The organism is Butyricimonas muris (assembly GCF_046365375.1).
Classification (GTDB): Bacteria; Bacteroidota; Bacteroidia; order Bacteroidales; family Marinifilaceae; genus Butyricimonas; species Butyricimonas muris.
Genome location: NZ_JBKEIT010000004.1, coordinates 112,160 through 136,626, shown reverse-complemented (window position 1 = coordinate 136,626; position 24,467 = coordinate 112,160). Strand labels below are relative to the sequence as shown.

Annotated in this window: 21 protein-coding genes; 15 read left to right on the top strand and 6 right to left on the bottom strand. The window is 47.1% G+C overall.

The window, feature by feature from the left end:
* Positions 1 to 80: 80 nt before the first annotated feature.
* From ACK8P8_RS08375 to metG, 4 genes are all read right to left on the bottom strand, one after another.
* Positions 81 to 1,241, bottom strand: coding sequence for a FecR domain-containing protein (locus ACK8P8_RS08375; RefSeq protein WP_410025753.1), 1,161 nt, complete (start codon positions 1,239 to 1,241; stop codon positions 81 to 83).
* Between the two features lie 68 nt (positions 1,242 to 1,309).
* Complete coding sequence (locus tag ACK8P8_RS08370) at positions 1,310 to 1,891, bottom strand: RNA polymerase sigma-70 factor (RefSeq protein WP_292269520.1); 582 nt, start codon at positions 1,889 to 1,891, stop codon at positions 1,310 to 1,312.
* A gap of 149 nt (positions 1,892 to 2,040) precedes the next feature.
* Complete coding sequence (locus ACK8P8_RS08365; RefSeq protein ID WP_099294257.1) at positions 2,041 to 2,265, bottom strand: hypothetical protein; 225 nt, start codon at positions 2,263 to 2,265, stop codon at positions 2,041 to 2,043.
* Between the two features lie 602 nt (positions 2,266 to 2,867).
* Positions 2,868 to 4,898 (bottom strand): methionine--tRNA ligase, encoded by a 2,031-nt coding sequence (gene metG, locus ACK8P8_RS08360; protein ID WP_186978286.1) that lies wholly within the window; start codon positions 4,896 to 4,898, stop codon positions 2,868 to 2,870.
* A 719-nt stretch (positions 4,899 to 5,617) separates the two neighbouring features.
* On the opposite strand from metG, the gene ACK8P8_RS08355 reads away from it, so the two are divergent.
* The 6 genes from ACK8P8_RS08355 to mnmA all read left to right on the top strand — a co-directional run bounded on the left by ACK8P8_RS08355 (position 5,618) and on the right by mnmA (position 11,422).
* On the top strand, positions 5,618 to 6,508 hold the full coding sequence (locus ACK8P8_RS08355) for a S66 peptidase family protein (protein WP_410025751.1): 891 nt from the start codon (positions 5,618 to 5,620) through the stop codon (positions 6,506 to 6,508).
* Between the two features lie 99 nt (positions 6,509 to 6,607).
* Positions 6,608 to 8,374 (top strand): membrane dipeptidase, encoded by a 1,767-nt coding sequence (locus tag ACK8P8_RS08350; RefSeq protein WP_410025750.1) that lies wholly within the window; start codon positions 6,608 to 6,610, stop codon positions 8,372 to 8,374.
* 27 nt (positions 8,375 to 8,401) lie between these two features.
* Positions 8,402 to 9,034 carry an NUDIX hydrolase gene (locus ACK8P8_RS08345; RefSeq protein ID WP_099294265.1) on the top strand — a complete coding sequence of 211 codons (633 nt, stop codon included), beginning with the start codon at positions 8,402 to 8,404 and terminating at the stop codon, positions 9,032 to 9,034.
* A complete protein-coding gene (locus ACK8P8_RS08340) occupies positions 9,034 to 9,501 on the top strand; it encodes a gliding motility lipoprotein GldH (RefSeq protein WP_099294267.1) in 468 nt (155 codons plus the stop codon). Before ACK8P8_RS08345 ends, ACK8P8_RS08340 begins: the two co-directional genes overlap by 1 nt.
* 11 nt (positions 9,502 to 9,512) lie before the next feature.
* Positions 9,513 to 10,253 carry a tRNA (guanosine(46)-N7)-methyltransferase TrmB gene (gene trmB, locus ACK8P8_RS08335; protein WP_410025749.1) on the top strand — a complete coding sequence of 247 codons (741 nt, stop codon included), beginning with the start codon at positions 9,513 to 9,515 and terminating at the stop codon, positions 10,251 to 10,253.
* A gap of 95 nt (positions 10,254 to 10,348) precedes the next feature.
* On the top strand, positions 10,349 to 11,422 hold the full coding sequence (gene mnmA, locus ACK8P8_RS08330; RefSeq protein WP_410025748.1) for a tRNA 2-thiouridine(34) synthase MnmA: 1,074 nt from the start codon (positions 10,349 to 10,351) through the stop codon (positions 11,420 to 11,422).
* Between the two features lie 9 nt (positions 11,423 to 11,431).
* Here mnmA and ACK8P8_RS08325 read toward each other — a convergent pair whose 3' ends face one another.
* A complete protein-coding gene (locus ACK8P8_RS08325) occupies positions 11,432 to 12,406 on the bottom strand; it encodes a D-alanine--D-alanine ligase (RefSeq protein WP_227216777.1) in 975 nt (324 codons plus the stop codon).
* A gap of 92 nt (positions 12,407 to 12,498) precedes the next feature.
* Here ACK8P8_RS08325 and ACK8P8_RS08320 point away from each other — a divergent pair, with 92 nt between their 5' ends.
* The gene (locus tag ACK8P8_RS08320; RefSeq protein ID WP_186978295.1) at positions 12,499 to 13,914 is read left to right on the top strand and encodes an MATE family efflux transporter; all 1,416 of its coding nucleotides are present in this window, start codon (positions 12,499 to 12,501) and stop codon (positions 13,912 to 13,914) included.
* 258 nt (positions 13,915 to 14,172) lie between these two features.
* Complete coding sequence (mdh, locus tag ACK8P8_RS08315; protein WP_099294277.1) at positions 14,173 to 15,111, top strand: malate dehydrogenase; 939 nt, start codon at positions 14,173 to 14,175, stop codon at positions 15,109 to 15,111.
* A 16-nt stretch (positions 15,112 to 15,127) separates the two neighbouring features.
* On the opposite strand, the gene ACK8P8_RS08310 is transcribed toward mdh, so the two are convergent.
* Positions 15,128 to 15,718, bottom strand: a complete 591-nt coding sequence (locus tag ACK8P8_RS08310; RefSeq protein ID WP_369859044.1) for a dual specificity protein phosphatase family protein — start codon at positions 15,716 to 15,718, stop codon at positions 15,128 to 15,130.
* A gap of 109 nt (positions 15,719 to 15,827) precedes the next feature.
* Between ACK8P8_RS08310 and ACK8P8_RS08305 the strand changes: the two genes are divergently transcribed.
* From ACK8P8_RS08305 to ACK8P8_RS08275, 7 genes are all read left to right on the top strand, one after another.
* Positions 15,828 to 16,466 (top strand): hypothetical protein, encoded by a 639-nt coding sequence (locus tag ACK8P8_RS08305; RefSeq protein WP_099294281.1) that lies wholly within the window; start codon positions 15,828 to 15,830, stop codon positions 16,464 to 16,466.
* Positions 16,463 to 16,765 (top strand): winged helix-turn-helix domain-containing protein, encoded by a 303-nt coding sequence (locus ACK8P8_RS08300; protein WP_099294283.1) that lies wholly within the window; start codon positions 16,463 to 16,465, stop codon positions 16,763 to 16,765. The genes ACK8P8_RS08305 and ACK8P8_RS08300 overlap by 4 nt, the downstream gene beginning before the upstream one ends.
* 66 nt (positions 16,766 to 16,831) lie before the next feature.
* Positions 16,832 to 18,202 carry a cell envelope integrity protein CreD gene (creD, locus tag ACK8P8_RS08295; RefSeq protein WP_227216779.1) on the top strand — a complete coding sequence of 457 codons (1,371 nt, stop codon included), beginning with the start codon at positions 16,832 to 16,834 and terminating at the stop codon, positions 18,200 to 18,202.
* Positions 18,203 to 18,786: 584 nt separating this feature from the next.
* Positions 18,787 to 19,212, top strand: a complete 426-nt coding sequence (locus tag ACK8P8_RS08290; protein ID WP_099294289.1) for a retropepsin-like aspartic protease — start codon at positions 18,787 to 18,789, stop codon at positions 19,210 to 19,212.
* A gap of 98 nt (positions 19,213 to 19,310) precedes the next feature.
* Positions 19,311 to 22,310 carry a protein translocase subunit SecDF gene (gene secDF / locus ACK8P8_RS08285; protein WP_369859045.1) on the top strand — a complete coding sequence of 1,000 codons (3,000 nt, stop codon included), beginning with the start codon at positions 19,311 to 19,313 and terminating at the stop codon, positions 22,308 to 22,310.
* Positions 22,311 to 22,504: 194 nt separating this feature from the next.
* Positions 22,505 to 22,753: a (2Fe-2S) ferredoxin domain-containing protein gene (locus tag ACK8P8_RS08280; protein ID WP_018338306.1), complete on the top strand. Its 249-nt coding sequence runs from the start codon at positions 22,505 to 22,507 to the stop codon at positions 22,751 to 22,753.
* Positions 22,744 to 24,459, top strand: coding sequence for a [Fe-Fe] hydrogenase large subunit C-terminal domain-containing protein (locus tag ACK8P8_RS08275; RefSeq protein WP_186978304.1), 1,716 nt, complete (start codon positions 22,744 to 22,746; stop codon positions 24,457 to 24,459). The genes ACK8P8_RS08280 and ACK8P8_RS08275 overlap by 10 nt, the downstream gene beginning before the upstream one ends.
* The last annotated feature ends 8 nt before the right edge of the window (positions 24,460 to 24,467 follow it).

Genomic DNA, 24,467 nt, shown 5'->3' with positions numbered 1-24,467 from the left:
TAACTTTGTAATGTTAAATTGTTTGTGATAAAATCAATTTCTCACTTAAGACAGGACGTGTTAGCCGCACTTCCTGTTTTTTATTGTATAATAATCGTCGTTCCCCGTATTTTGAATTGCACGTCGGAAGTCATCTCTATCATCTTCAACGCTTGAGAGATCTCCGTGTATTTCGGTATAGTTCCCGTGAAACGTTTATCCTTCATCGAGACATTCGAGAAAACATACTCCACGTTATACCAACGCGATAATGTTCGCATAACCCCTTCCAAATCCTCGCTCGCGAACGAAAAACGTCCTTTTATCCATGAACTGTACAACCTCGTGTTCACCGTTCGCACCTCCAACATCTCTCCCGACAACACCGCCTGCTCTCCCGGGCTCAACACCACCTGCTTCCCGTTCTCCTTATCGTTTACCTGTATCCGCCCCTTCTCAAGAGTAGCGTGACATACCTTTTCATCCGGATACACGGATAAATTGAAAGAAGTCCCCAACACCTTTACATCCATTCCCCTCGTATCTACTATAAAAGGAGCCTCCTCGTTCGGTGCGACTTTAAAATAAGCCTCTCCTGTCAATTGCACGCGTCTTTCCGTCCCGACAAAATGAGACGGGTATCTTAACTCGGTATCACTATTCAACCAAACCTCCGTCCCGTCATCCAACGTAATCTGGAACTCACCACCCCGCGGGATCTTCAATGTATGCCATTCCGGTACAGTCGAAGCTGTAGTCAGATGATATTTCAAACGACCGTCTTCACTGATCTCCACGCGTTCATTTCCGGCAAACACAAGCGTGGTATCCTTCATTCCCAAAAGCGATACTTGTTTTCCGCTCTCCGTGATCAACACGGCGTGCGAGCTTCCGGGAAGAATCCGTACACTCTCCGCCACTTCCACCCCCGGACTGTCATACGCCTGCCAATAAAACACCCCGGTCAAAACCGCGACAGCAAACACCGCGGCAACCGCCACCCAACGAAGCAATAGTCGGGATTTCCCGCGAGGCACCTTATTCATCTCCTGCCGCAACCTCTTCCATCGTCCTGCCGTATCGAACGAGGCATAAATAACCGCATCCCGCCGGAGCACGTCCTTACTCTTCAACTCCTCCAACAACTCTCCGTGACGACGATCCCGCGCCAACCATTCCCGCAACACAACCTGTTCCTCCGTGGAAATATCTCCCCGCAGATAAGCAATAATCAATTCATGTATTTCCTTTTCTATTCCCATCTTTCACGTTCATTTACACCAGAAACACACTCGTCCGGCAAATGGGTGACACGGAAGTAAAAAATATTTTAGATTCCCGGGAAGAACATCCCTACATAAACGAATAAATCCCCCAAACGTACCCTCAGAAAAGACTTTGCCCGTTGCTTTTGAGTTTTAATCGTGTTCAACGAAATTCCCAACTCCTCGGCAATCTTCTTATCCTCCTGCCCGTCGATATACGATTTCTTGAAAATCTCCTTGCTCTTCTCCGGCAATTCGTCTATTGCCCCGAAAAGCTCCGCGATAATTTCAGCACGAATCTGCTGGCACAGGAAATAATCCTCGTCCAATTCCTCCCGGTTCAGATTCCGGTAATTCCGATCCCGAATCTCCAAATTCCGTAAATAATTCAAACAACGATTCTGCACGCTATTATAAAGAAAAGTCTTAATCGTTTTCAAATTGGGGAAACTCTCCCGCTCCATTTTCCAAAACGAGAGAAACACCTCCTGCACGATATCCTCCGCCTCCTCGCCATCCCTCACGACACGGGCGGCAAAAAAACACAAGGGTTTATGAAAAGACATGAACAAAGCTTGGAAAGCCTCTTGTCTTCCTTGTTTCAAATCTTCCAAAAACTCCTCTGAATGAATGTTTATAGCCTGCATCCGGTTCGTCATCTAGTATTCAGATACAAAAATAAGGATTATTTTGTCAATCCAAAATAAATGCAACGATACACGCAAGGCAAATATTCGGGCAATAAAAAACGAGGCCTGTCAAAAGCCTCGTTTTCCTATTCTTTACAAAAGCCGTTTCAAGCTTTCCTCTTCGTGCTTACAACCACCTCGGGCAAACTCACGGGACCGTAAATCACATCTTTTCCCACTTTCTGTACTTTCACGACCTTGGAAGTAGCGTTAAGATTCTGTTGCTTAGCGTAAGCACACTCGATTCCGTTAGTCTGAGTTTTTGCTAAACTGATTCCACCTACAAACAATGCTAACATTCCGATGCAAACTAATACAATATACTTTTTCATATCATTATTTTTTTAAATTATTATTCTTATTCATTCTTGCCATATTGGCTTTTGTAATTTCTTACGATACAAAGGTAAGGCATTACTCCATGAAAATGAGATTATTACTGTTATACTTTAGTTGAGGTAAGGTTAAATATTTGTTAGTCTTAAAAATGACAACTATTTTTTTAAGAATTACATTTCAATACAAATACAACTGATAATCAACACATAACACCATCACACCCCCTCGTGAACCGAAGTTAACAAAATCCTAATTCACCTCCCTATTCTGAAATTTTATAACATTAGTATCGCCTTCGGCGAGTTGCAGGTTACAGGTTGCATTTGCCTTCGGCAAGTTACAAGTTGCTCCTCTAGCGTTCAAGACTGTATTCCAACTCCTCCTCTGTTTATAGAGGAGGTGGCACGAAGTGACGGAGGAGTTAATCTAAAATCTTAAAATCATTCAATCTAAAATGAATAAACTCCCTCCCCCCTTCGGGGTACTCCCTCTATAAACAGAGGGAGAACTAAAATACAGTCTTGAACGCTAGAGGAGCAACCTGCAACTTGCCGAAGGCAAATGCAACCTGTAACCTGCAACTCGCCAAAGGCGACTATCGTATCTCCGATCCCGGTTTCACCTCCTTATCGGGAGTAACAAAAGAAAGAGTCCCGTCGACATTCTCCGCCATCAGTATCATGCCTTGTGACACGATCCCCTTCAACGGTTTCGGCTCCAGATTCACCAGCACGCTCACCTGCCGCCCGATCACCTCCTCCGGCGCGTAATGCTCGGCAATGCCCGACACGATAGTCCGCTGATCGATACCCGTATCGACAGTCAATTTCATCAACTTCTTCGTCTTAGCCACTTTCTCGGCGGCAATAATCTTACCCACACGAATATCCATCTTCATAAAATCATCATAATTGATGTTCTCCTTCGCGGGAGCAGCCGTGGCAGACGCCATCTCGTTCGCTTTTTTCGTGGCAAGCAGTTTATCAACCTGCGCTTGAATCACGTCGTCCTCGATCTTGTCGAACAACAATCCTGCCTGCCCCAACTCGTGTCCCGCTTGGATCACGCCGTCCCCCATCTTGCTCCACTCGATCGCGTCGATATTCATGAACTCGCGCAACTTTCGTGAAGAGAACGGCATAAACGGTTCCATCAAAGTGGAAAGATTAGCCGAAATCTGCAAACAGATATTCAAAATGGTTTTCACCCGCGCCTCGTCCGTCTTGATCACTTTCCAAGGTTCGGTATCGGCAAGATATTTATTACCCAGACGGGCAAGATTCATCGCTTCCTTCAAAGCGTCGCGGAAATGGAACGTATCCAAACTCTTCTCCACGCGTTCGATGATTCGCGGTATCTCGGCAAGCACCTCCCTGTCGTAATCCGTCAATTCACCCCGTTCCGGCACGATATTATCGAAATACTTCTGCGTTAGCACCAGCGTGCGGTTGATGAAATTCCCGTAGATAGCCACCAACTCGCTATTATTGCGGGTTTGGAAATCCTTCCACGTGAAATCGTTATCCTTCGTTTCCGGTGCATTGGCAGTCAACACGTAGCGCAACACGTCCTGTTTCCCGGGGAAATCCACCAGATACTCGTGCAACCAAACCGCCCAGTTGCGGGACGTGGAAATCTTATCTCCCTCCAGATTCAGGAACTCGTTGGCAGGCACGTTGTCCGGCAAAATATAAGATCCCTCGGCTTTCAACATCGCCGGGAAAATAATACAATGGAACACGATATTATCCTTACCGATAAAATGAATCATGCGCGTTTCCGGGTCTTTCCAGTATTTTTCCCATTCCGGCGTGAGATCTTTCGTGGCGGAAATATAACCGATAGGGGCGTCAAACCACACGTAAAGCACTTTCCCCTCGGCACCCTCTACCGGGACAGGCACACCCCAATCCAAATCACGGGTCACCGCGCGAGGCTGCAAACCGCTATCCAACCACGATTTGCATTGCCCGTAAACGTTCGGCTTCCATTCCTTGTGCTCCTCCAGAATCCACTCCTTCAACCATCCCTCGTATTGATCCAAAGGCAGATACCAGTGTTTCGTTTCCTTCAATTCCGGTTTATTCCCCGTGATAGCGGATACCGGGTTTATCAGATCGGTAGCGTTCAGGCTCGTGCCGCATGCCTCGCACTGGTCGCCATACGCCCGCTCGTTCCCGCAACGGGGGCATGTACCTATAATATAACGGTCGGCAAGAAACTGCCCCGCTTTCTCGTCATAGAACTGCATGGAAGTCTTCTCTATAAACTTCCCCTCGTCATAAAGTTTCTTGAAAAACGCCGACGACAACTCGTGATGCGTCTTCGAACTCGTGCGGGAATATATATCAAAAGAGATCCCCAACTCGGCAAATGAATCCTTAATAATCTTGTGATAACGATCAACAATATCCTGCGGGGTTACCCCTTCCTTCTGCGCCTTGATCGTGATAGGTACCCCGTGCTCGTCCGAGCCGCCGATAAACGCAACCTCCTCACCCTTCTTTCTCAAGTAACGCACGTAAATATCAGCGGGCACGTAAACACCTGCCAGATGCCCGATATGCACGGGACCGTTAGCGTAAGGCAACGCCGTGGTAACCAAATTTCTCTTGAACTTGCTCATATATTTCTATTTCAAGTTTGTAAAGTTATAACATTTATAAAGTTCATAAAGCCAAGTAAAAAAATACCGTTCACTCTACGAAGTGGCAAAGTTACGAAAATATTGTGAATTTCGTACCGGGGCAATCTTTTTCGCGAAAGCGAACGCGCCAAACGGGATAGCTTACACCGGATGGGAAACAAATTGATTAAACAGGCATTTTGAATGTTTTTTCGCCCGCCAGACAATCCATTAATAGAGTATTACTCCAACATAAACCTATATTTTAGTTATATTATCTTGCCGTTAAGTGAAAATATCAACCGCGAACGGGCGTAATATTTGTTAAAATATATTCAATTCGAGGTTAAACTACCCGGTTTACGTTATTATTCACTTATTTTAACACACGTCATACCCCTTGAACCACGCCTTCTCCCGCACTCATCACCTCATTTATCTATTGCCGATCTATTGCACATGTATTGCCGATCTATTGCCAAAGGGCGCAATACATCGGCAATACATGAATAGTAGGAAGAGTGTTAATAAAAGTGACAAAGACCACTTGCAGATCAGGCACGCGATATTGGATTACAGAAATAATCATCCCGATACCGCGGGAAGAGAGTGCCGGCTATACAAGAAATCACTAAATCCCTGCCATTTTCAAATTCCTAAATGATTACATTTCCAAATTAAAACCGTACCTTCGTACAATAAAACAAACTATCGTTATTATGTTACGACCTATATACCTGCAGCCGGGGGATAAGGTGGCGCTTGTTTCCCCCTCGGGCATCACGACAAAAGAACAACTGGACGCCGCCGCGGCATTACTCGCCTCGTGGGAACTGATTCCCGTTCCCGGGGAACACGTCTTGGCGCGGGACGGACGAATGGCAGGGACTGATGAAGAACGTTTGGCAGACCTACAAGCCGCGCTTGACGCCGAGGACATCAGGGCTATCTGGTGCATGGCGGGAGATTACGGGATACTCCGCATCATCGAGGATGCCGACTATTCCGTGTTTCAGGGAAACCCGAAATGGGTAATCGGCATGAACGACATTACCGTGCTGCACTCGAAGTTACACTCGTTAGGCATCGAAAGCCTTCACGCTTCCATGCCCTCGAACCTCCAAGAAACGACACCGGAAGCGTTGACACAACTCCGGAATTTCCTGTTCGGTATTATTTCGGCGTACGCCACGAAACCTCACCCGCTGAACCGCACGGGACTCGCGGAAGCGGAACTTATCGGCGGAATGCTGACATGGATTCACAGCTTGCACGACACGCGCATCGAACGCGATACGCGGGGCACGATTCTTTTCCTTGAAGACCCGACAGACGATATATACCGGATTGACCGAAGCATCCGATGCATGAAATACGCGGGCAAGTTCCAACATCTGGCAGGACTCGCGGTCGGGGAATTCGGACGGAATGACGACCCCGAATTTAAGGAAAGGGTGTACCACATCATTCACGATGCCGTGAAAGATTACGCGTACCCGGTTTGCTTCGGGCTACCGGCAGGGCATACCCGAGGCAATTACCCGTTGATACTGGGAACGAACGCGGAACTTATCGTGCAACCGAACGGGGGCGAATTAAAATTCCCGTGACCGATGATTTATAATTTATGATTTATGATTTCAGATTTATGGCGAATACTTACATTTTCAATTCTCCATTTTCAATTTTCAATTGTAACTTGCATTTCTATGAATAACATTATTTATCCGGCAAATCTGGATACCTTATACAAGGCGATAGACGATCGCCAGACACAAGCCCACGCACCGGTTATCGGTATCACGGCAAATTTCGAGAACGGGAACTCCTGTATAGAACATTCATACGTGATTTCCATCCTGCAAGCGGGCGGTATTCCCGTGCTAATACCCGTGCATAATGACATCGAGAGCTTGCGGGCAACGATAGACACGCTCGACGGGCTTATGCTCACGGGCGGGGGCGATATCAACCCGCTGTACGGGAACGAAGACCCCATCCCTCCCCTGCGGGACGTGGATGCCGCGAGAGATCAATTCGACCTGACGCTGGTAAAACTGGCATCCGACCGACAAATCCCCATCTTCGGGATATGCCGCGGACACCAGATTATCAACATGGCTTTCGGGGGTACCAACTATCAGGATATCTACTCGCAACACGAGCAACCGGCTTTAAAACACAGCCAGACAATCAGCCGGGAATACGGCTCGCACCGGGTGAATATCATCAATAACTCGATACTCCACTCAATCATGGGAGAAGACTCCATCACGGTTAATTCTTACCATCATCAGGCCATCAAGGACATCGCCCCCGGATTCCGCGTGACGGCGACCTCTGCCGACGGGATTATCGAGGCGATGGAAGGTATGCCGGGACACCGCGTCTTCAGCGTGCAATGGCACCCGGAGAAAATGGCGGTACGCCCCGACGAACGGATGATGAAACTTTTCCACTATTTCGTGAGCGAGGCCACCCTGTTCAAGAAGGCAAAAGAAATCCACCGGAACAGCTTGATTGTCGATACACACTGCGATACCCCGATGAAATTCACCCCGGGTTTCAACTTCGGACAACGCCACGAGGACGTGAAAGTAGACCTCCCCAAAATGCAGGAAGGAAGAGAGGACGCCGTCTTCATGGTAGCTTACCTGCATCAAGACAGCCGGGACGAGGAAGCCTCGCGTGCCGCCACCCGAAAGGCTGTCGACATCCTGTACCAGATATCGGAACAAGTGAAACTGAACCAGTCGCGAGTGGGAATTGCCTATAACGAGGACGACCTGCTTTACCTGAAGAATGCCGGAAAGAAAGCGATATTCCTTGCCATCGAAAACGGGTACGCTATCGGGAAGGATATCGCGAACCTCGAGATGTTCAAGAAAATGGGAGTCACTTATATCACCCTGTGCCATAACGGCAGCAATGACATTTGCGACTCGGCAAAAGGCGAACCGGAACACAACGGGTTGAGTGATTTCGGACGGCAAGTCGTGAAAGAGATGAACCGCTTGGGAATTATCGTGGACATCTCGCATGCCAACGCCAAAACCGTGCAGGATGTGCTGGAAACCAGCGAAGCCCCGATTATCGCTTCCCACTCGTCCGCGAGAGCGTTACGCGATCACCCCCGCAATTTGACAGATGACCAGATTCGAGCCATCGCCGACAAGGGAGGCGTAGTACAGGTGTGCCTGTACAACTCGTTCCTGAGCGCGCAACCCAACCCGACCATTCTGGACACCGTGGCTCATATCAACCACATCGTCCGCCTCGTGGGCATCGACCACGTGGGCATCGGCACGGACTTCGACGGCGACGACACGGAAAAACTTATCGGCTGCCGTGCCGCCAACGAGGTTATCAACCTCACCGTGGAACTCCTCCGCGAAGGCTACACGCCGGAAGAATTGCACAAGTTGTGGGGAGATAACATCTTAAGGGTGTTGAGTGCGGTACAAAAACCATACTGATTTTAGATTTTAAATTTTAGATTAACGGTGACAATTGAAACAGTTCAAAAAGTTCTAGCACGAGAATTACCGGGAGCGGCGGCACACGCCCTCATGACACCCGAACCTAATCACGTTAAGGGAATAGAAGAAATACATCAGCATTCCCCCGTGAATAGCGCCGTGCTCATGCTGCTGATGCCTTACCGGGAGGATTGGGCAATCCCTTTTATACAACGTACTTCGGTGGGGAAATATCACGGGGGACAAATCGCCCTGCCGGGTGGGAAGACGGAGCCGGAAGACACGAATGCACGTGATACCGCTTTGCGGGAGTGTCACGAGGAGATCGGGGTAAACCCCGAAGACGTCACGATTATCGGGAGTTTGAGCGACGTGTATATCCCGTTAAGCAACTTTAATATAACACCCATTGTTGGAACAATCCCGAAAATACCTAATTTTGTACTCTCGGAAGATGAAGTGGAGGAAGTGATAGTCATCCCGTTAAATGATTTATTTGACGACAAGAATAAAACTTCGCGTTCGCTTTACCGGAACGACCGACAGATTGTCGCACCGGGCTACAAGATTGATAATCATTTTATCTGGGGAGCCACGGCAATGATGATCGCGGAACTGGAAACACTATTAAAAACGAGCAATAACGACCGAACGTGATGAGCAAGAAACTTGGTATTTACACTTTATTCATTTTATCGTGTTGCATGGCTTGTAACATTACCCCCGACGCGGGAAATTACAAATCCATCGCCCGCGAGACATGGAACCGGGATAGTAATTACAAATTTGAATTCAACATCACGCGACCGGGCGATTACGTGTTAAGCACATGCGTACGGCACTCGACGGATTATAAACTACATGGTCTGAGTTGTTGGCTCACCATCTCCCACCCGCACCTGACAACAATCAACCTAAGTTCGGACATCACTTTGGCGGATAAGGACGGCGAATGGGTGGGACAAGGATTGGGAGGATTGAAAACCGTAACCCAAACCTCGGAAGAAATACTTCACTTGGATTCCGCGGGTATCTACACGGTAGAGATCGGTCACCGCATGAAAGAAAAGGAATTGAAAGGAATAAAAAATATAGGGGTTAAGATAACTAAATTAGAAAATTAAGCGATTGGGATATGGCGAAGAATAAGCTGGCAAAATTCGCGGAAATGGAAACACTGGATAACGTGTTCCAACCGAAACATGACGAGGTTTTCCGCACGGATTACAAGCTAAAAGGGAAATGGGGAGAACAAGTGTTCGGCAACGCCCACCCGATTGTACTGGAAGTGGGATGCGGCAAAGGCGAGTACGCCGTGGGACTGGGAGAACTCTACCCGGAGAAGAATTTTATCGGGTTGGACATCAAAGGAGCCCGGATGTGGACCGGGGCTAAAATAGCCCAAGAAAAGGGCATGAAAAACGTGGTATTCCTGCGCACGCATGCCGAGATGCTTGAGTCGGTATTCGCCCCCGGGGAAATCTCCGAAATATGGATCACGTTCCCCGACCCGCAAATGGCAAAGGCCCGCAAGCGCCTGACGGGAACCCGCTTCCTCTCGCTCTATAAAAAGATGCTGAAAGAAGACGGAATCATCCACCTCAAAACGGATAGTCCTTTCCTGTATCAATACACGGCTGAACTTATCCGCCTGAACGGATTGACCGCTTTTGTCAACACGGACGACCTTTACGCGAGCGAACTGGATGATAAAATACTAGGTATCAAAACATTCTACGAACAACAATGGTTATCCCGAGGGAAACAGATCAAATACTTGAAATTCACCTTGTCCGGCTCCGGCGAACTCATCGAACCCGATATCGACATCGAAAAAGATGATTACCACAGCGAGGCAAGATTTATGAGTAAATAATTGAAAATGTCCCCTCCACTTCACCTATACAGTGGTAGTTGAGCGCACGAACAAGGAGAAGCAATCTAAAATCTAAAATCATTAAATCTAAAATTATGAGGGTTTTAATGGCCATGAGCGGCGGGATTGACAGCACGGTTGCCGCCATGTTATTACAAGATCAGGGATACGAGTTGGTCGGGGTTACCTACCGGGTGTACGATCAAATCTCGCAAGCCTGCATGGAGAAGGAAAAAGGGTGTTGCAGCGTAAACGCGATCTTCGAGGCAAAACACATGGCACAGCAAATGGGCTTTGAACATCATATATTGGATATACGTCAGGATTTCAAAGATCTGGTGATACGGAATTTCATCGACGAATATTTACAAGGACACACGCCCAATCCTTGCGTACTTTGCAATTCCACGATCAAATGGGGCAAATTGATCGAAATGGCCGACGAACTCGGGTGTGACTACATCGCTACCGGACATTACGCCCGCATCGGTCAACAGAACGGACGTTACTTCTTGCGCAAAGGAGTGGACGAAACTAAAGACCAGACCTATTTCCTGTGGACACTGACACAAGAGAATCTTGCCCGAACGCTGTTTCCTTTAGGTGAACTGACAAAACCGGAAGTCCGGCAAATCGCTCTCGCCAAAGGCCATGAAAAACTTTCCAAGAAAACTGAAAGCCAAGAGATATGCTTTATCCCGGATAACGATTACCGCGCTTTCCTTGCCGAGAACGTGGATAACTTCACGGAGAAATACGGTCCCGGGCTATTTGTCGATACATCCGGCAAACGCTTGGGTGAGCACCGGGGTTTCCCCAACTACACCATCGGGCAACGCAAAGGGCTGGGCATTGCCCTCGGACATCCCATGTTCGTCGTGGCCATTGACCCGCGGAAAAACGAAGTCGTGCTAGGCACCCGTGAAGAACTGACAGGTAAAGGTTTCCGGGCAAAAGATATCAACCTCATGAAATACGCTTCTCTACCGGACGGCTTCGAGGTGAATGCCAAAATCCGTTACCGCAACCGGGGCGCCCAAGCATCCGTCTACCACGAGGAGAGCGGGCTACGGGTAGAGTTCCACGAAGGCATGGATTCCATCACTCCCGGTCAGAGTGCCGTACTCTACGAGGGCACGGATGTCGTGGGCGGAGGCATTATCATTTAAGGCGGAAATTCAATTACTCAATTTGGCTTCAATAATCTTCGTCAACACATCCCGCAACGTTCCGCCCATAGCCCGCACCATTTTAGGCACAAAACTATTGGAAGTCATTCCCGGCGTGGTGTTCACTTCAAGCATGAATATCTCGTCATCACGCACGATATAATCCACCCGGATGATACCGTCACACCTTAGTATATCGTAAATCATCGACGACAACGTCTTGATGCGATGGGTCAACTCGGGAGAAATACGTGCCGGAATAATCTCGTCGGACATCTTGGGATCGTATTTTGCCTCGAAATCAAAAAACTCTTTCTTCGGGATCACTTCCGCTATGGGCATTGCAAAATCCAGCTCCCCGGCTTTCACGACACCACATGTCAACTCTTTCCCGTCAATAAACGTTTCAATCAGCACTTCCCGGCAAAGAGCGAATGCTTCCCGCAACGCCTTCTCCAACTGTCCCGCCTCTTTCACCTTCGATACCCCGAAGCTGGACCCCTCGGCATTCGGCTTCACGAAACAAGGCAGACCGACTTCCTCTATGATCTCGTTCACGTCATACGCCATCCCCCGTTTCAGCATCACGGAATTGGCCACGTTCACCCCGTAACTCTTTAAATAAGCATTGCACGTGTGTTTATCAAAAGTCAACGCGGAAGCCAGCACGTTGCATCCCCCGTAGGGTACGCCCATCATATCGAGGTATCCCTGCAACAACCCGTTTTCACCGGGGTTGCCATGAATCGTGATATAGGCAAAATCAAACGCAATCCTCTCCCCGTCTTTCGTGAAGGAAAAATCATTCTTGTCCACCGGGTAAGTCACATCACCAATCTTCACGTGCCAATCCCGCCCCTTTAATATAACAAGGTATTTATTATAACGGGTTTCATCCACCTCGTTATAAATATTGTTTCCCGACTGGAGCGACACCCCGTACTCCGAAGAATTTCCTCCTGCAATAATTGCGATATTTTTCATATTAATCATTTTTACATCTTTCCGCAAAAGTATAAAAAAGTGAGAGGAAATTGCCAAAAGGTTTATATTTTTGCAAGCCAAAAAACAAGAGCATGACAAAAGTAAACGACCTGACACACGGAAGCATCAGCAAAGGGATATGGAGTATGGCAATTCCCTTGATCACAGCCTCTTTCGTCCAAATGGCCTACAGCATGACAGACATGATCTGGTTGGGGCGATTGGGAAGCGAAAGCGTGGCAGCCGTGGGTGTTGCCGGATTCTTCACGTGGTTGTGCAATGCACTTTCGTTTATCAGCAAAGTCGGCGTCGAGGTTACCATCTCTCAATCTCTTGGCGCACGTACAGGCAAAAGAGCCCGCGTATACGCCAATCAGGCAGCCATGCTCTCGTCAATTATCGCTTTATTCTACGCTTGTTTCATATTCATCGCGGCTCCTGCCCTAGTGGGATTATTTCATCTGGAAGAAAATATTTCCTCGCTCGCGGTCAATTACATGCGATTGATCACCCCGGGATTATTCTTCACGTTCAACAACAACACGTACAGCGGGCTGTACAACGGGCAAGGCAATAGCAAAACACCCTTGAAAATCGTCGCGACGGGCTTGGTGTTTAATATTGTACTCGATCCCTTGCTCATATACGGGTGCGGCTTTATTCCCGCCATGGGTTCGGCGGGTGCGGCAGTTGCCACTACCTTCTCGCAACTGGTCGTGTTCGCGATCTTTATACGCAATCTTTACTTCCGCGAATCCTCTATCGGCAAACTCCATTATCTCACCCGCTTGCGTGCCCGTTTCGTGAAGCGGATATTTTCTCTGGGTTTCCCCGTCAGTATGCAAAGCGCCTTGTTTGCCATGTTCTCGCTGACGCTTGCCACCGTGGCGGCACAATGGGGACATATCGGGGTTGCCGTGCAAAGTGTCGGGGCACAAATAGAGGCCATCACGTGGATGACTGCCGCGGGATTCTCGACGGCACTGGCAGCCTTCACCGGACAGAACTTCGGGGCACGCGACTTTGTCAGGATACGTCAAGGGTATCACTACACGCTAAAACTTGCCGGGGGAATCGCTCTCGTTGCCACGGCAGCTTTTCTCTTTCTAAGCAAAGAAATTTTCAGCATTTTCATCAACGAACCGCAAACCCTAATTGCCGGAAGCGCCTATTTAAAAATCCTTGCCGTTTCGCAAGTTTTCTCGGCAATCGAACAGGTCACGGCCGGAGCTTTCAATGGTTGCGGGCGTACCACACCCCCGGCAATCGTGGGTATTCTGCTCACCGGGGCAAGAATCCCGCTTGCCTTTTATCTCGTGACCTTCCCGATTCTGGGGTTGAACGGTATCTGGTGGAGCATCTCCATCTCCAGCGTACTCAAGGGAATCGTACTCACCCTCTGGTACCTGTCATTCCAGAAAAAATTACAGAATGGAAGTTACAAACCGACCGGAATTTTAGGACAAATGCACGCTGTTGCAAGCCGCCTATGGCAACAACTTCATTGAGTTTATAAAGTTTGTAAAGTTTATAAAGTTCATAAGGTTCACGAAGTACCCCTCCTTTTTATTACTTTACAAACTTTACAAACCTTATAAACCTTACAAACTTTATGAACTTTATAAACCTTCTTTTCATTGCAGAAAAAATTCTGTAATTTTTCGGCATAAAGATTGTTGAAATAAAAAATAAGGCTTACATTTGACAGCGCAAAAAGCAAACAAATAGCCAAAAAACGAAACGTATAACAATAAAAAATTACAGAAATGAAAGTAACAGTTGTAGGAGCAGGAAACGTTGGTGCAACATGCGCGAACTGCATCGCTGAAAAGGACATCGTGAATGAGGTTGTTCTTTTGGACATCAAAGAAGGCGTTGCAGAAGGAAAATCATTGGATATGTGGCAAACAGCCCCGATCAATCTTTATGATACCCGTATCAAAGGTGTGACCAACGATTACGAAGCGACCAACAATTCTGAAGTAGTAGTAATTACTTCCGGACTACCCCGCAAACCGGGAATGAGCCGCGACGACTTAATTGCAACTAACGCCGGCATCGTAAAATCAGTAACCGAAAATATTATCAAGCATTCACCGAACGCTAAAATTATCATCGTGTCCAACCCGCTCGACGTAATGTGCTATTGCGCTTACTTGACGGCAAAGATCGATTCCAGCCGCGTATTCGGTATGGCAGGTATCCTCGATACCGCACGTTACAGAGCATTCTTGGCCGAGGCATTGAATGTTTCCCCGAAAGACATCCAAGCATTGTTATTAGGCGGTCACGGGGATACCATGGTTCCGCTTCCGAGATATACCACCGTTGGCGGTATCCCTGTAACGGAATTAATGGATCATGACACGCTGCACGCTATCATCGAGAGAACGAAAGTAGGTGGCGGCGAATTGGTGAAATTAATGGGTACTTCCGCTTGGTACGCGCCGGGAGCCGCTGCCGCTCAAATGGTTGAGGCTATCGTATGCAACCACAGAAGAGTATTCCCGGTATGCGCTTTATTGAACGGAGAATACGGGATGAACAACATTTACCTTGGAGTTCCCGTAATCTTGGGCAAAAACGGTATCGAGAAAATTATCGAGGTTAAACTCGACAAAGACGAGCAAGAATTACTGGCACAATCTGCAAAAGCAGTAAAAACGGTAATGAACGTACTCGACGACATGAAATTATTTAACTAACAATAGTACTTCACGATCATTCTGTTAGAGAACCGTTCCGGGGCGCCGGAACGGTTTTTATTTTGGGTTTCGCCTCTAGTTTCCGTTTTATTGCCGCGATATCAGCACGATTTATCATATCTATAATTTGGCTGAATTGCCTGTGAAAACCGAATCCCTCCTCCGTCATTTCCTTTATGGCATTCTCTTTCGACCAACCTTGAAAAACAATCCTGTACATCGCTATCACGGCACCCGTCCGATCCGAACCATGCCAGCAATGAATCAATATCGGCCCTTTCCGGTTCTTTATAATTCGCAACGCCTTCACGATATCCTCCTCATCGATCTTCGAGGCACGTGTCTTCAAGCGGTGCAACTTTAAAGCGGTTCCTTTTGCCTCGTCATCGTCACTGTGCCAGTTTCTCAAATTCAATATCTCCTTTATGCCGTATCGTTCGAGTAAAACAAAATCAGCCGCCGAAGGCTGGTCTGCCCGGTAGACACCCGTGTCAACCCGATAAAAATTATCCAACCCGCTCCCCGGAAGAGTTATTTTCTCGGCCTTCTGCCCCACTCCTTCCAAAAAGCAACAAACTAAAAAAATCAACGCGATATACTTTCTCATAACTTCATATAAATTATCCGGTTAATACAAATCTATAAAAAATACACGCATTTCATACACGATATTCAAAATTTATCTTTAACTTTGCATCACAAAGAACTTTTAAAACATGAAAAACAACGAAGCACTCGATACCTTGCACGACATCAAGGATCTCATGGAAAAATCCACGAAATTCCTCTCCATAAGTGGTTTATCATCCATACTCGTGGGTATATACGCTTGCACTGCAACGGGACTGGCATACTCAGTTCTGACCACACACGAGCAAATCAACGCGTCCCAACGCCTCACGCTGCTCTGCCTTATCGCAATCGCCGTATTACTGACCTCCCTTGTCACCGTGTTTTGCATGAGCTATTGCAAGGCAAAAAAAGCCAACCGAAACATCCTCACGGACAAATCGGTTCATCGCCTGCTTTGGAATTTCTTTCTCCCGTTATTCGCCGGGGGCGTTTTCTGCATCTCCCTGATATGGCAACACTATTACGGGCTGACCTCTTCCATCATGCTCATATTCTACGGTCTGGCTCTTGTCAACTGCTCCAAGTACACTTACTCGGATATCCGCTACTTGGGTTACGCGGAAATCCTGTTGGGACTCGTTGACAGCTTTGTCGTGAACAATGCCCTCGTGTTTTGGGTTATCGGGTTCGGGTTACTCCATATTTTGGCAGGCATATACTTTTATTATAAAGTAGAACGCCACCAGACATCGCAACCACAAAGAGCAAACTTCAACGAATGAAAGAAGTACTCGAAAATATAAACAAGGCCTTCGAAAGCAAGGCACGACTGGGAATCATGTCCGTGTTGATCGTGAACGAATCGGTAGATTTTGTCACGCTGAAAAACCTACTCGACCTCACGGACGGGAACCTTGCCAGCCATACCCGCAGTCTTGAAGAACTCGGGTACATCGAATGCAGAAAACAATTTATCGGGCGGCGTCCCAACACGACCTTCGCGGTGACGGAAAAGGGACGGGAAGCATTCACCAAACACTTGAATGCCTTGGAAGATTTTCTAAAGAGTCAAAACATATAATTTTTTTTACCTTATTTACTTTGAAATTCAAAGTTCTTTTCAAGTAACAACTAAAAATAAAACACCATGAACGAACAAACAAACCTTCCGCACAAAGAGAGACACACACAGAACCGGGACGCCATTACCTTGAAAATCCTACTTATCGGGGTACTCATCGTTATCCTGATTATCCCCATGTTTATGATCCAGAACCTTATCAGCGAGCGAGAGAACACCGCGAAAGAAGCAACAACCGAGGTGCAACAAAAATGGAGCGGCCCGCAGACAATCATCGGTCCCGTTCTTACCCTAAGCTATACTTATCAAGACGAAAAGGGAAAAAACAAAACCGGCTACATCAACTATCTCCCGGATCAATTGGACATCACGGGTGATATCGAAACACAAGAACTCAAACGAGGATTGTATGAGATTATCGTTTACAATTCCTCGCTTGAACTCAAAGGCAAATTCATCTCGAAAGATCTTTTGGAAACAAACCTCTCGCGAGACATCAAGTGGAACGAAAACGCGACACTCAATCTTGGAGTAAGCGACCTGCGAGGCATCTGCGAACAAGTTGCCCTCACGTGGAACGGACAAAAATACAACATGGAACCGGGCGTCAACCCCAACAGTATCGTTTACACGGGAACATCCATTCATCTTAACGTCAGCGACCTGCTCACCCCGGACAAGACAATTGATTTCTCCGTGAAACTGACAACAAAAGGATCGGCATCCATACTTTTCGCCCCGGTAGGCAAAACGACAAACGTGGCACTGAACTCCAATTGCCCGACACCAAGTTTCTCGGGAGCTTTCCTACCCTCGGAGAGAGAAGTAACCCCGAACGGTTTCACGAGCAAGTGGAAAGTACTGGAAATAAACCGGAATTTCTCTCAAGTACTAAGGTCTTACCAACCCGACCTCTCGAATTACACGCCCTCCAATCCAATCCGTCCCGGGGAGCTCTCCATTGTTTCCTCTTCCATCTTTGGCGTAGATTTACTATTCCCCGTCGACCATTACCAAAAATCCACGCGTTCCGCCAAATACGCGTTCCTTATCATTGTTTTGACATTCGTCGTTTGCTTCTTCGTGGAAATCGTGCAGAAAAAGAACATCTATCCGCTTCAATACCTGCTGGTCGGCTTGGCGCTTTGTCTTTTTTACACGTTACTCGTTTCCACCTCGGAACACATCAGCTTCACGTGGGCATACCTGCTTTCCGCCCTTGCGACCACGACATTGATCTCGCTCTATATGGTCGGAATTCTAAAAATCAAGAAAACAGCCTTCACGATCGGGGGATTGCTCGTGTGCCTGTACACTTACATATTCTTCCTGATCCAACTGGAAACCTATGCCCTACTCGCCGGAAGCATCGGATTATTCGTCATTTTGGCAATCGTCATGTATTTCTCGCAAAAAATAAACTGGCATAATAACTAATCTCGCACTCACTATACGAATGTGGTAAAAGTCATTTTTCAAACTCCATCCCCCCCTTCGGGGTATTGAGTCCGAAGCGGACTCGAACCAACTCACGCTCGGCAATCAAGAAGCGAGGGCAGATAGAGAGCTTGCTCTCGGTTTGCCGAGCGAGAGCCGGTTCGAGACCGGCTTCCGGGCTCACTTGGATGCGAAGCAGACGGAGGAGTTTAATGACTTTTGACATACCCTCTTTTAACGACAACTACCCCTAAAACTAGGGATAACCTCACGCGAAACCGATACCTTGCAAACCACTTGCCCGAGTGATAACAGGCTGCACGGATTTATCGCTCGTGTTAAAAGAACATATTTTTCACTAAAACGTGGGCTAAGTGTGGGCGAACATCAGGCGAACAGTAGGCGATGCCTTTAGACAACCGCCTAAAAGCCTCCCTACAACCACCCCACGGGGTTAGAAAAAGGTAGCTCACCGCCATGACTATGCCGGTTTCACCCCTTACCGGAAAAAAATCTTTTTGAAATTAACACCCCCGTTTTTTGGATTTCACCGAAAATGTTTAGTTTTGTGCAAACGAAATTGTATGGAGATAAAGATTCCGATAGAGGTCGTTGAGTTGGAAGACAATAGTTTCCACATCATCGCCACCCTGCAAATCGGTAGTATAGAGGGGGATTTTATTATAGACACGGGCGCATCCGTGACGGTCATAGACAAACTGACACCGTTTTCCTATGAACCGCTGGAAGATGTTTCCGAGATTAACTCCGGGGGTGTGTGCGGAGAAATCAATGAGGTTGAGCTGGTGAATATCACAACCTTACATATCGGCGGACACACGATAGAGAATGTACACGCGGCAGTCATAGACTTGCAATACGTAAATTCTTTATACGACAAACACCTGCGTCGTCGGGTTGCCGGATTGTTGGGAAGTGATTTTCTCGTGAAGCACGAAGCCGTCATTGATTATAGAAATAAGGAGTTAACATTAAAAGTATCTGCCTAATTGTATAGCTATTTTGAAAAAAATGTTATACTTTTGCGCACTAAAATATGTGTTAAAGCGAAGAATTGAAACATAGTATATTATAAATTATTTAACAGATGCAGAATAAAGGAGCGATTACACTACTCGCTGTTGCACTAGCATTGGTGAGTCTTTATCAGTTGTTTTTTACTTATAAAACGAACCAGGTAGAGAGAGCAGCAAGCGCATTTGCGAACGGCGATCCGGCTAAAGAAAAGCAATATTTGGATTCAATCGCAAATCAAACGGTTTACAATTTCCTCGGATTGGCCAAATTCACTTACAAGGAATGTAAGGAATTAGAGTTGAACCTCGGTTTGGACTTGAAAGGCGGTATGAACGTAACCATGGAAGTTGACGTGGTTGACGTGGTAAAAAGCCTTGCCAACCATAGTACTGACCCCGCTTTCAACCAAGCGATAGAGGAAGCCGTTAAAATGAGAGTTTCCAGCCCGAAAGACTTTGTTACCCTTTTCGGTGAGGCTTTTGAAAAAATAGCCCCGGGAGCACAGTTAGCTTCTCCGGCAATCTTCGGTACTCACGAGATGAGAGAAAAAATCAAAGTGGGCGCGACCAACAAGGAAGTTCTCGACGTGGTTAGAAAAGAAGCGGAAGGAGCTATCGACAACACGTTTAATATTCTCCGTACCCGTATCGACCGTTTCGGTGTGGCACAACCCAACATCCGTAAAGCAGATATTTCCGGAAGAATTATCATCGAGTTGCCGGGTATCAAAGAACCGCAACGTGTAAGAGAGTTGTTGCAAGGAACGGCTGCATTGGAATTTTACGAAACATACGATAACGGCAGAGCATTCGATGCCGGCGACCAAGCATTTTACAACTACCTTGCCCAAGCAGACCAGAAGTTAGCTGAAGTGTTGCAAGCACAAGCCAAAACTGAGGTTGTGACTGACACAGCGAGTCAAGCGGGTGTAAAACAAGAAGAGAATAAAGAATCCGCCATCTTGGACGCTATCAAGGGTGAAGCCGATTCATTGAAAAATTTAAGCCGAAACGATATCGCGAAAGAACACCCGTTATTCGCTTTATTGCAACCTAACATGACACGCGAAGGTTTGGGAACCGGTTCATGTGTCGGTTACGCTTTCGCGAAAGATACCGGGACTATCAACGCTTATTTGCGTATGCCGCAAGTAAGAGCGTTATTCCCGCGCAACTCCCGTTTGTTGTGGGAAATGAAAGCTACTCCCGAGGGATTAATCGGGTTGCACGCGATTAAAATCACGACCCGTAACGGAAAGGCTCCTCTTGAAGGAGATGCGGTTGTAGACGCCCGTCAAGATTACGACCAACAGGGAAAACCGGTTGTTTCCATGAGCATGAACAGCGAGGGAGCCAAAACTTGGGCTCGCTTGACCAAAGATAATGTAAACCGTAGCATCGCTATCGTTATTGACGGAGTGGTAGCCTCTTCACCCAACGTGATGAACGAAATCAAGGGCGGTAGCTCTCAAATCTCCGGTCGTTTCGACGTGAAAGAAGCAGGTGACCTTGCCAACATATTGAAATCCGGTAAATTGCCCGCACCCGCACGCATCATCGCTGACGAGGTTGTAGGAGCATCTTTGGGACAAGAAGCTATTCAATCCGGTATGTGGTCATTCATCATCGCCTTCGTGCTGGTATTGGCTTACATGCTATTCTTCTATAGCAAGAGCGCCGGATTGGCTGCCGATATCGCGTTGCTTGCCAACTTGTTCTTCTTGTTCGGTATTCTGGCATCCATCGGAGCCGTGTTGACACTGCCCGGTATCGCCGGTATCGTGTTGACCATGGGTATGGCGGTTGATGCCAACGTGTTGATTTACGAACGTATCCAAGAAGAGTTAAGAGCCGGCAAAGGCTTGAAACTCGCTATCAAGGAGGGTTACAGTAACGCGTACTCCGCTATCATCGACGGTCAGTTGACCACGTTGATCACCGGATTTATCCTGTACTATTTCGGAGAAGGTCCTATCAAAGGATTCGCGACCACGTTGATCATCGGTATCTTGTCATCTCTGTTCACGGCAATCTTTATCACCCGCTTGATCCTCGAGAGAGCAGCCAAGAAGAGTGATAACGTGACATTCACTACACCGTTGACCGCAAACTGGCTGAGAAATACCAAATTCCCGTTCTTGCAAAAACGCAAGATCAGTTACACGATTTCAGGTATCGCTATCATCATCTGTTTCGTATCTCTGTTCACGAGAGGTCTGGATAAAGGTATCGACTTCGTCGGAGGTAGAACTTATACCGTGACTTTCGCCCAAGACGTACAAGTTGGAGACGTCGCAGAACAATTGGCTGAAGTTTACGGAAGCGCACCCGAGGTAAAAACCGTGGGAACAGCGAATAATGTCAAAATCACGACTAAATACAGGATCGAAGAAAGCGGCGCTGATGTTGACGCTAATGTAGACTCCTTATTATACGTGGGATTACAGAATATTCTCCCTGCCGGAACTGATTATGAAACATTCCGTTCCGTGAACTTGCAACAGACTCAAAAGATCGGACCCGCCGTGGCTGAAGACATGACGAGAGCCGCTATCTGGTCGGTATTGTTCGCGTTACTCGGTATCTTCATCTACATCATGGTGAGATTCTCCAAATGGCAATACGGAGCCGGAGCCGTTGTCGGTTTGGCACATAACACGATTATCGTAATCGGAGCCTTCTCTCTGTTTGCAGGCTTGTTACCGTTCTCGTTGGAAGTAGACCAAGCGTTTATCGCTGCCGTGTTGACTGTTGTGGGTTACTCAATCAACGATACCGTGGTTGTATTTGACCGTATCCGTGAATATCGCAAACTGTACCCGAAACGGGATGACGGGCAGGTGGTGAATGACGCGTTGAACTCCACGCTACGTCGTACGTTCAGTACATCATTATCAACAATCGTCGTGTTGTTAGCGATATTTATCTTCGGTGGGGCATCTATCAAGGGATTCATTTTCGCCTTGTTAGTCGGTATCGTGGTCGGTACATACTCGTCACTGTTTATCGCGACTCCGATCTCTTTCGACTTAAGCAGAAGATTCGGGAAGAAATCAGAAGAGAAAAAATAGTACTATTTTACTATATAGAAAAAACCGCCTCGGTCGAGGCGGTTTTTTTATACCAAAATCTTTATTTCACTTACAAATTGAAAGCAAAAAACGGCAAATAATATTAAAGTTGCAATTTACTTGGGTTTATTGCGATAAATGTCTTATTTTTGCAACGCAGAAAGTATCAACCTGAAAATCGAAGAAGTACAAGTATGTCAAAGCGCCAAATCAGAATCTGTTTAGGAAGTTCCTGCTTCTCCCGGGGAAATAACACGAACCTCGGGGCAATCAAGAAATACCTGAGTGAAAACAACTTGGAAGCAGAGATCGATTTTTGTGGACATTTGTGTGAAGAATTGTGCAGCAAAGGTCCGATTATTCGGATTGATGATAAAGTGTACGAAGAAGTGAATCTCTCTCGTTTATATAAAATCTTACAAGAAGAGTTCCCATGCAACTAAGACCTATCTACACGGAATCGGACAATTGTCAGGATTGTTACAAGTGCATACGGGAATGTCCCGTGAAAGCAATCCGAATGGAAAACAACCAAGCCTCCATTATAGAAGACCGTTGTATCTATTGCGGACATTGCACGCAGATATGCCCGACTGGAGCTAAAAAGATTCGCGACGGACTGACCCGGGCGAAACTGACATTGGCGCAAAACCCGAAAGTATTGCTCTCCCTCGCCCCCTCGTACGTGAGCGAATTCGAGGGAATCCATTCCAGCGTGTTGATTGCCGCTATCAAAAGATTAGGATTTGCCGACGTGTCGGAAACCGCACTCGGGGCGGAAATCGTTTCAGACCGGACGGACAAATTCCTGCAAGAAGCGGAAAACGGAGTTTATATCTCTTCAGCCTGCCCGGTCGTGGTGGAATATATCCGGAAATACTCGCCGGAACACGTGCATAACATTACGCCGATCATTTCCCCGATGCTGGCTCATGCCAAAATATTGAAACAATTATACGGGGATGATGTCAAGATCGTGTTCGCCGGTCCCTGCATCTGCAAGAAACTGGAGGCAGACACGTTCAATCACTTGATCGACGTGGTGATCACGTTCAAGGATTTAAAGAAATGGTTCGAGCAGACCGAAATAAACCTTCATCAAATCGCACCGGGACAACCGAACGCGCATTTTATCCCTTATCGTTCGGGATTGGGCGCGTACTATCCTATCGAGGGCGGAATGTTGAAAGGCTTGCATGAAGGGGGAAAACAAATACACAACATGGCCTTTTCCGAATTATCGACGGTAAAAGACGTGCTGAAATCTCTGGACACACACCGGGAAAACGATTCCATATTTCTAGAACTATTGGCATGCAAAGGCGGTTGTATCAACGGTCCCGCAAAATTAAGCCATATTTCCCCGGCGTTAAAAAGATACGAGATTATACATCAATCGGAACTGGGCAATCCCAAGGATGATTTTAAAGATATAGACCTTCAGATACTATTCTGCAAGGACCCGCATATCCAAGACCATATCTACACGGAAGAGGAAATTAAACAAGCCATGGCAGTAGTCGGGAAAACCGGACCGGAAGACGAATTGAATTGCAGCGGTTGCGGGTACGACTCTTGCCGGGATTTCGCCATCGCCATGCTGGAAGGAAGAGCCGAGGAAAACATGTGCGTATCCTATATGCGGAAAATCGCGCACGATAAAGCGACGGTTCTCCTGCAAAAGATACCCGCCGGTGTGGTATTGGTCAACTCGGAGTTGAAGATCATGGATATGAATCAATCCTGTGCCACGATCATGGGCGAAGACATAGCCGCCATATACGAGGTTACCCCCGGATTGAACGGAGTTCCGTTGAAAAACATCTGTTCCTTCGAAGACTTGTTCCGTGCCGTGTTGACAACCGGCAAAGAAATTATCGAGCGGCAAGTGCGTGAAGAAGATCACACGTGGATTATTTCAATTTACAATATACAACCTCATCATTTGGTATTCGGGTTACTGCAAGACCTGCGGGAACCTTACGTGCGCAAGGAATGGATGCTTGAAAAAACTCAGGAAGTAATCAAGAAACACATGGAGACCGTTCAACAAGTGGCTTGCTTACTGGGAGAAAACGCGGCATTTACCGATGCCATGCTACGTACCGTTATGGATGCTTACAAAAAGGATGACAAGAAACCACTTTAATTTCATTT

What these genes read in the sequence shown, in the direction of transcription:
- ACK8P8_RS08300 (WP_099294283.1), top strand. Translation starts at nt 16,463, where the DNA reads ATGAAAGAAGTACTCGAAAATATAAACAAGGCCTTCGAAAGCAAGGCA.
- ACK8P8_RS08350 (WP_410025750.1), top strand. Translation starts at nt 6,608, where the DNA reads ATGAATAACATTATTTATCCGGCAAATCTGGATACCTTATACAAGGCG.
- mdh (WP_099294277.1), top strand. Translation starts at nt 14,173, where the DNA reads ATGAAAGTAACAGTTGTAGGAGCAGGAAACGTTGGTGCAACATGCGCG.
- ACK8P8_RS08375 (WP_410025753.1), bottom strand. Translation starts at nt 1,241, where the DNA reads ATGGGAATAGAAAAGGAAATACATGAATTGATTATTGCTTATCTGCGG.
- ACK8P8_RS08280 (WP_018338306.1), top strand. Translation starts at nt 22,505, where the DNA reads ATGTCAAAGCGCCAAATCAGAATCTGTTTAGGAAGTTCCTGCTTCTCC.
- ACK8P8_RS08355 (WP_410025751.1), top strand. Translation starts at nt 5,618, where the DNA reads ATGTTACGACCTATATACCTGCAGCCGGGGGATAAGGTGGCGCTTGTT.
- ACK8P8_RS08275 (WP_186978304.1), top strand. Translation starts at nt 22,744, where the DNA reads ATGCAACTAAGACCTATCTACACGGAATCGGACAATTGTCAGGATTGT.
- mnmA (WP_410025748.1), top strand. Translation starts at nt 10,349, where the DNA reads ATGAGGGTTTTAATGGCCATGAGCGGCGGGATTGACAGCACGGTTGCC.
- trmB (WP_410025749.1), top strand. Translation starts at nt 9,513, where the DNA reads ATGGCGAAGAATAAGCTGGCAAAATTCGCGGAAATGGAAACACTGGAT.
- creD (WP_227216779.1), top strand. Translation starts at nt 16,832, where the DNA reads ATGAACGAACAAACAAACCTTCCGCACAAAGAGAGACACACACAGAAC.
- ACK8P8_RS08370 (WP_292269520.1), bottom strand. Translation starts at nt 1,891, where the DNA reads ATGCAGGCTATAAACATTCATTCAGAGGAGTTTTTGGAAGATTTGAAA.
- ACK8P8_RS08320 (WP_186978295.1), top strand. Translation starts at nt 12,499, where the DNA reads ATGACAAAAGTAAACGACCTGACACACGGAAGCATCAGCAAAGGGATA.
- ACK8P8_RS08305 (WP_099294281.1), top strand. Translation starts at nt 15,828, where the DNA reads ATGAAAAACAACGAAGCACTCGATACCTTGCACGACATCAAGGATCTC.
- metG (WP_186978286.1), bottom strand. Translation starts at nt 4,898, where the DNA reads ATGAGCAAGTTCAAGAGAAATTTGGTTACCACGGCGTTGCCTTACGCT.
- ACK8P8_RS08340 (WP_099294267.1), top strand. Translation starts at nt 9,034, where the DNA reads ATGAGCAAGAAACTTGGTATTTACACTTTATTCATTTTATCGTGTTGC.
- ACK8P8_RS08290 (WP_099294289.1), top strand. Translation starts at nt 18,787, where the DNA reads ATGGAGATAAAGATTCCGATAGAGGTCGTTGAGTTGGAAGACAATAGT.
- secDF (WP_369859045.1), top strand. Translation starts at nt 19,311, where the DNA reads ATGCAGAATAAAGGAGCGATTACACTACTCGCTGTTGCACTAGCATTG.
- ACK8P8_RS08310 (WP_369859044.1), bottom strand. Translation starts at nt 15,718, where the DNA reads ATGAGAAAGTATATCGCGTTGATTTTTTTAGTTTGTTGCTTTTTGGAA.
- ACK8P8_RS08325 (WP_227216777.1), bottom strand. Translation starts at nt 12,406, where the DNA reads ATGAAAAATATCGCAATTATTGCAGGAGGAAATTCTTCGGAGTACGGG.
- ACK8P8_RS08365 (WP_099294257.1), bottom strand. Translation starts at nt 2,265, where the DNA reads ATGAAAAAGTATATTGTATTAGTTTGCATCGGAATGTTAGCATTGTTT.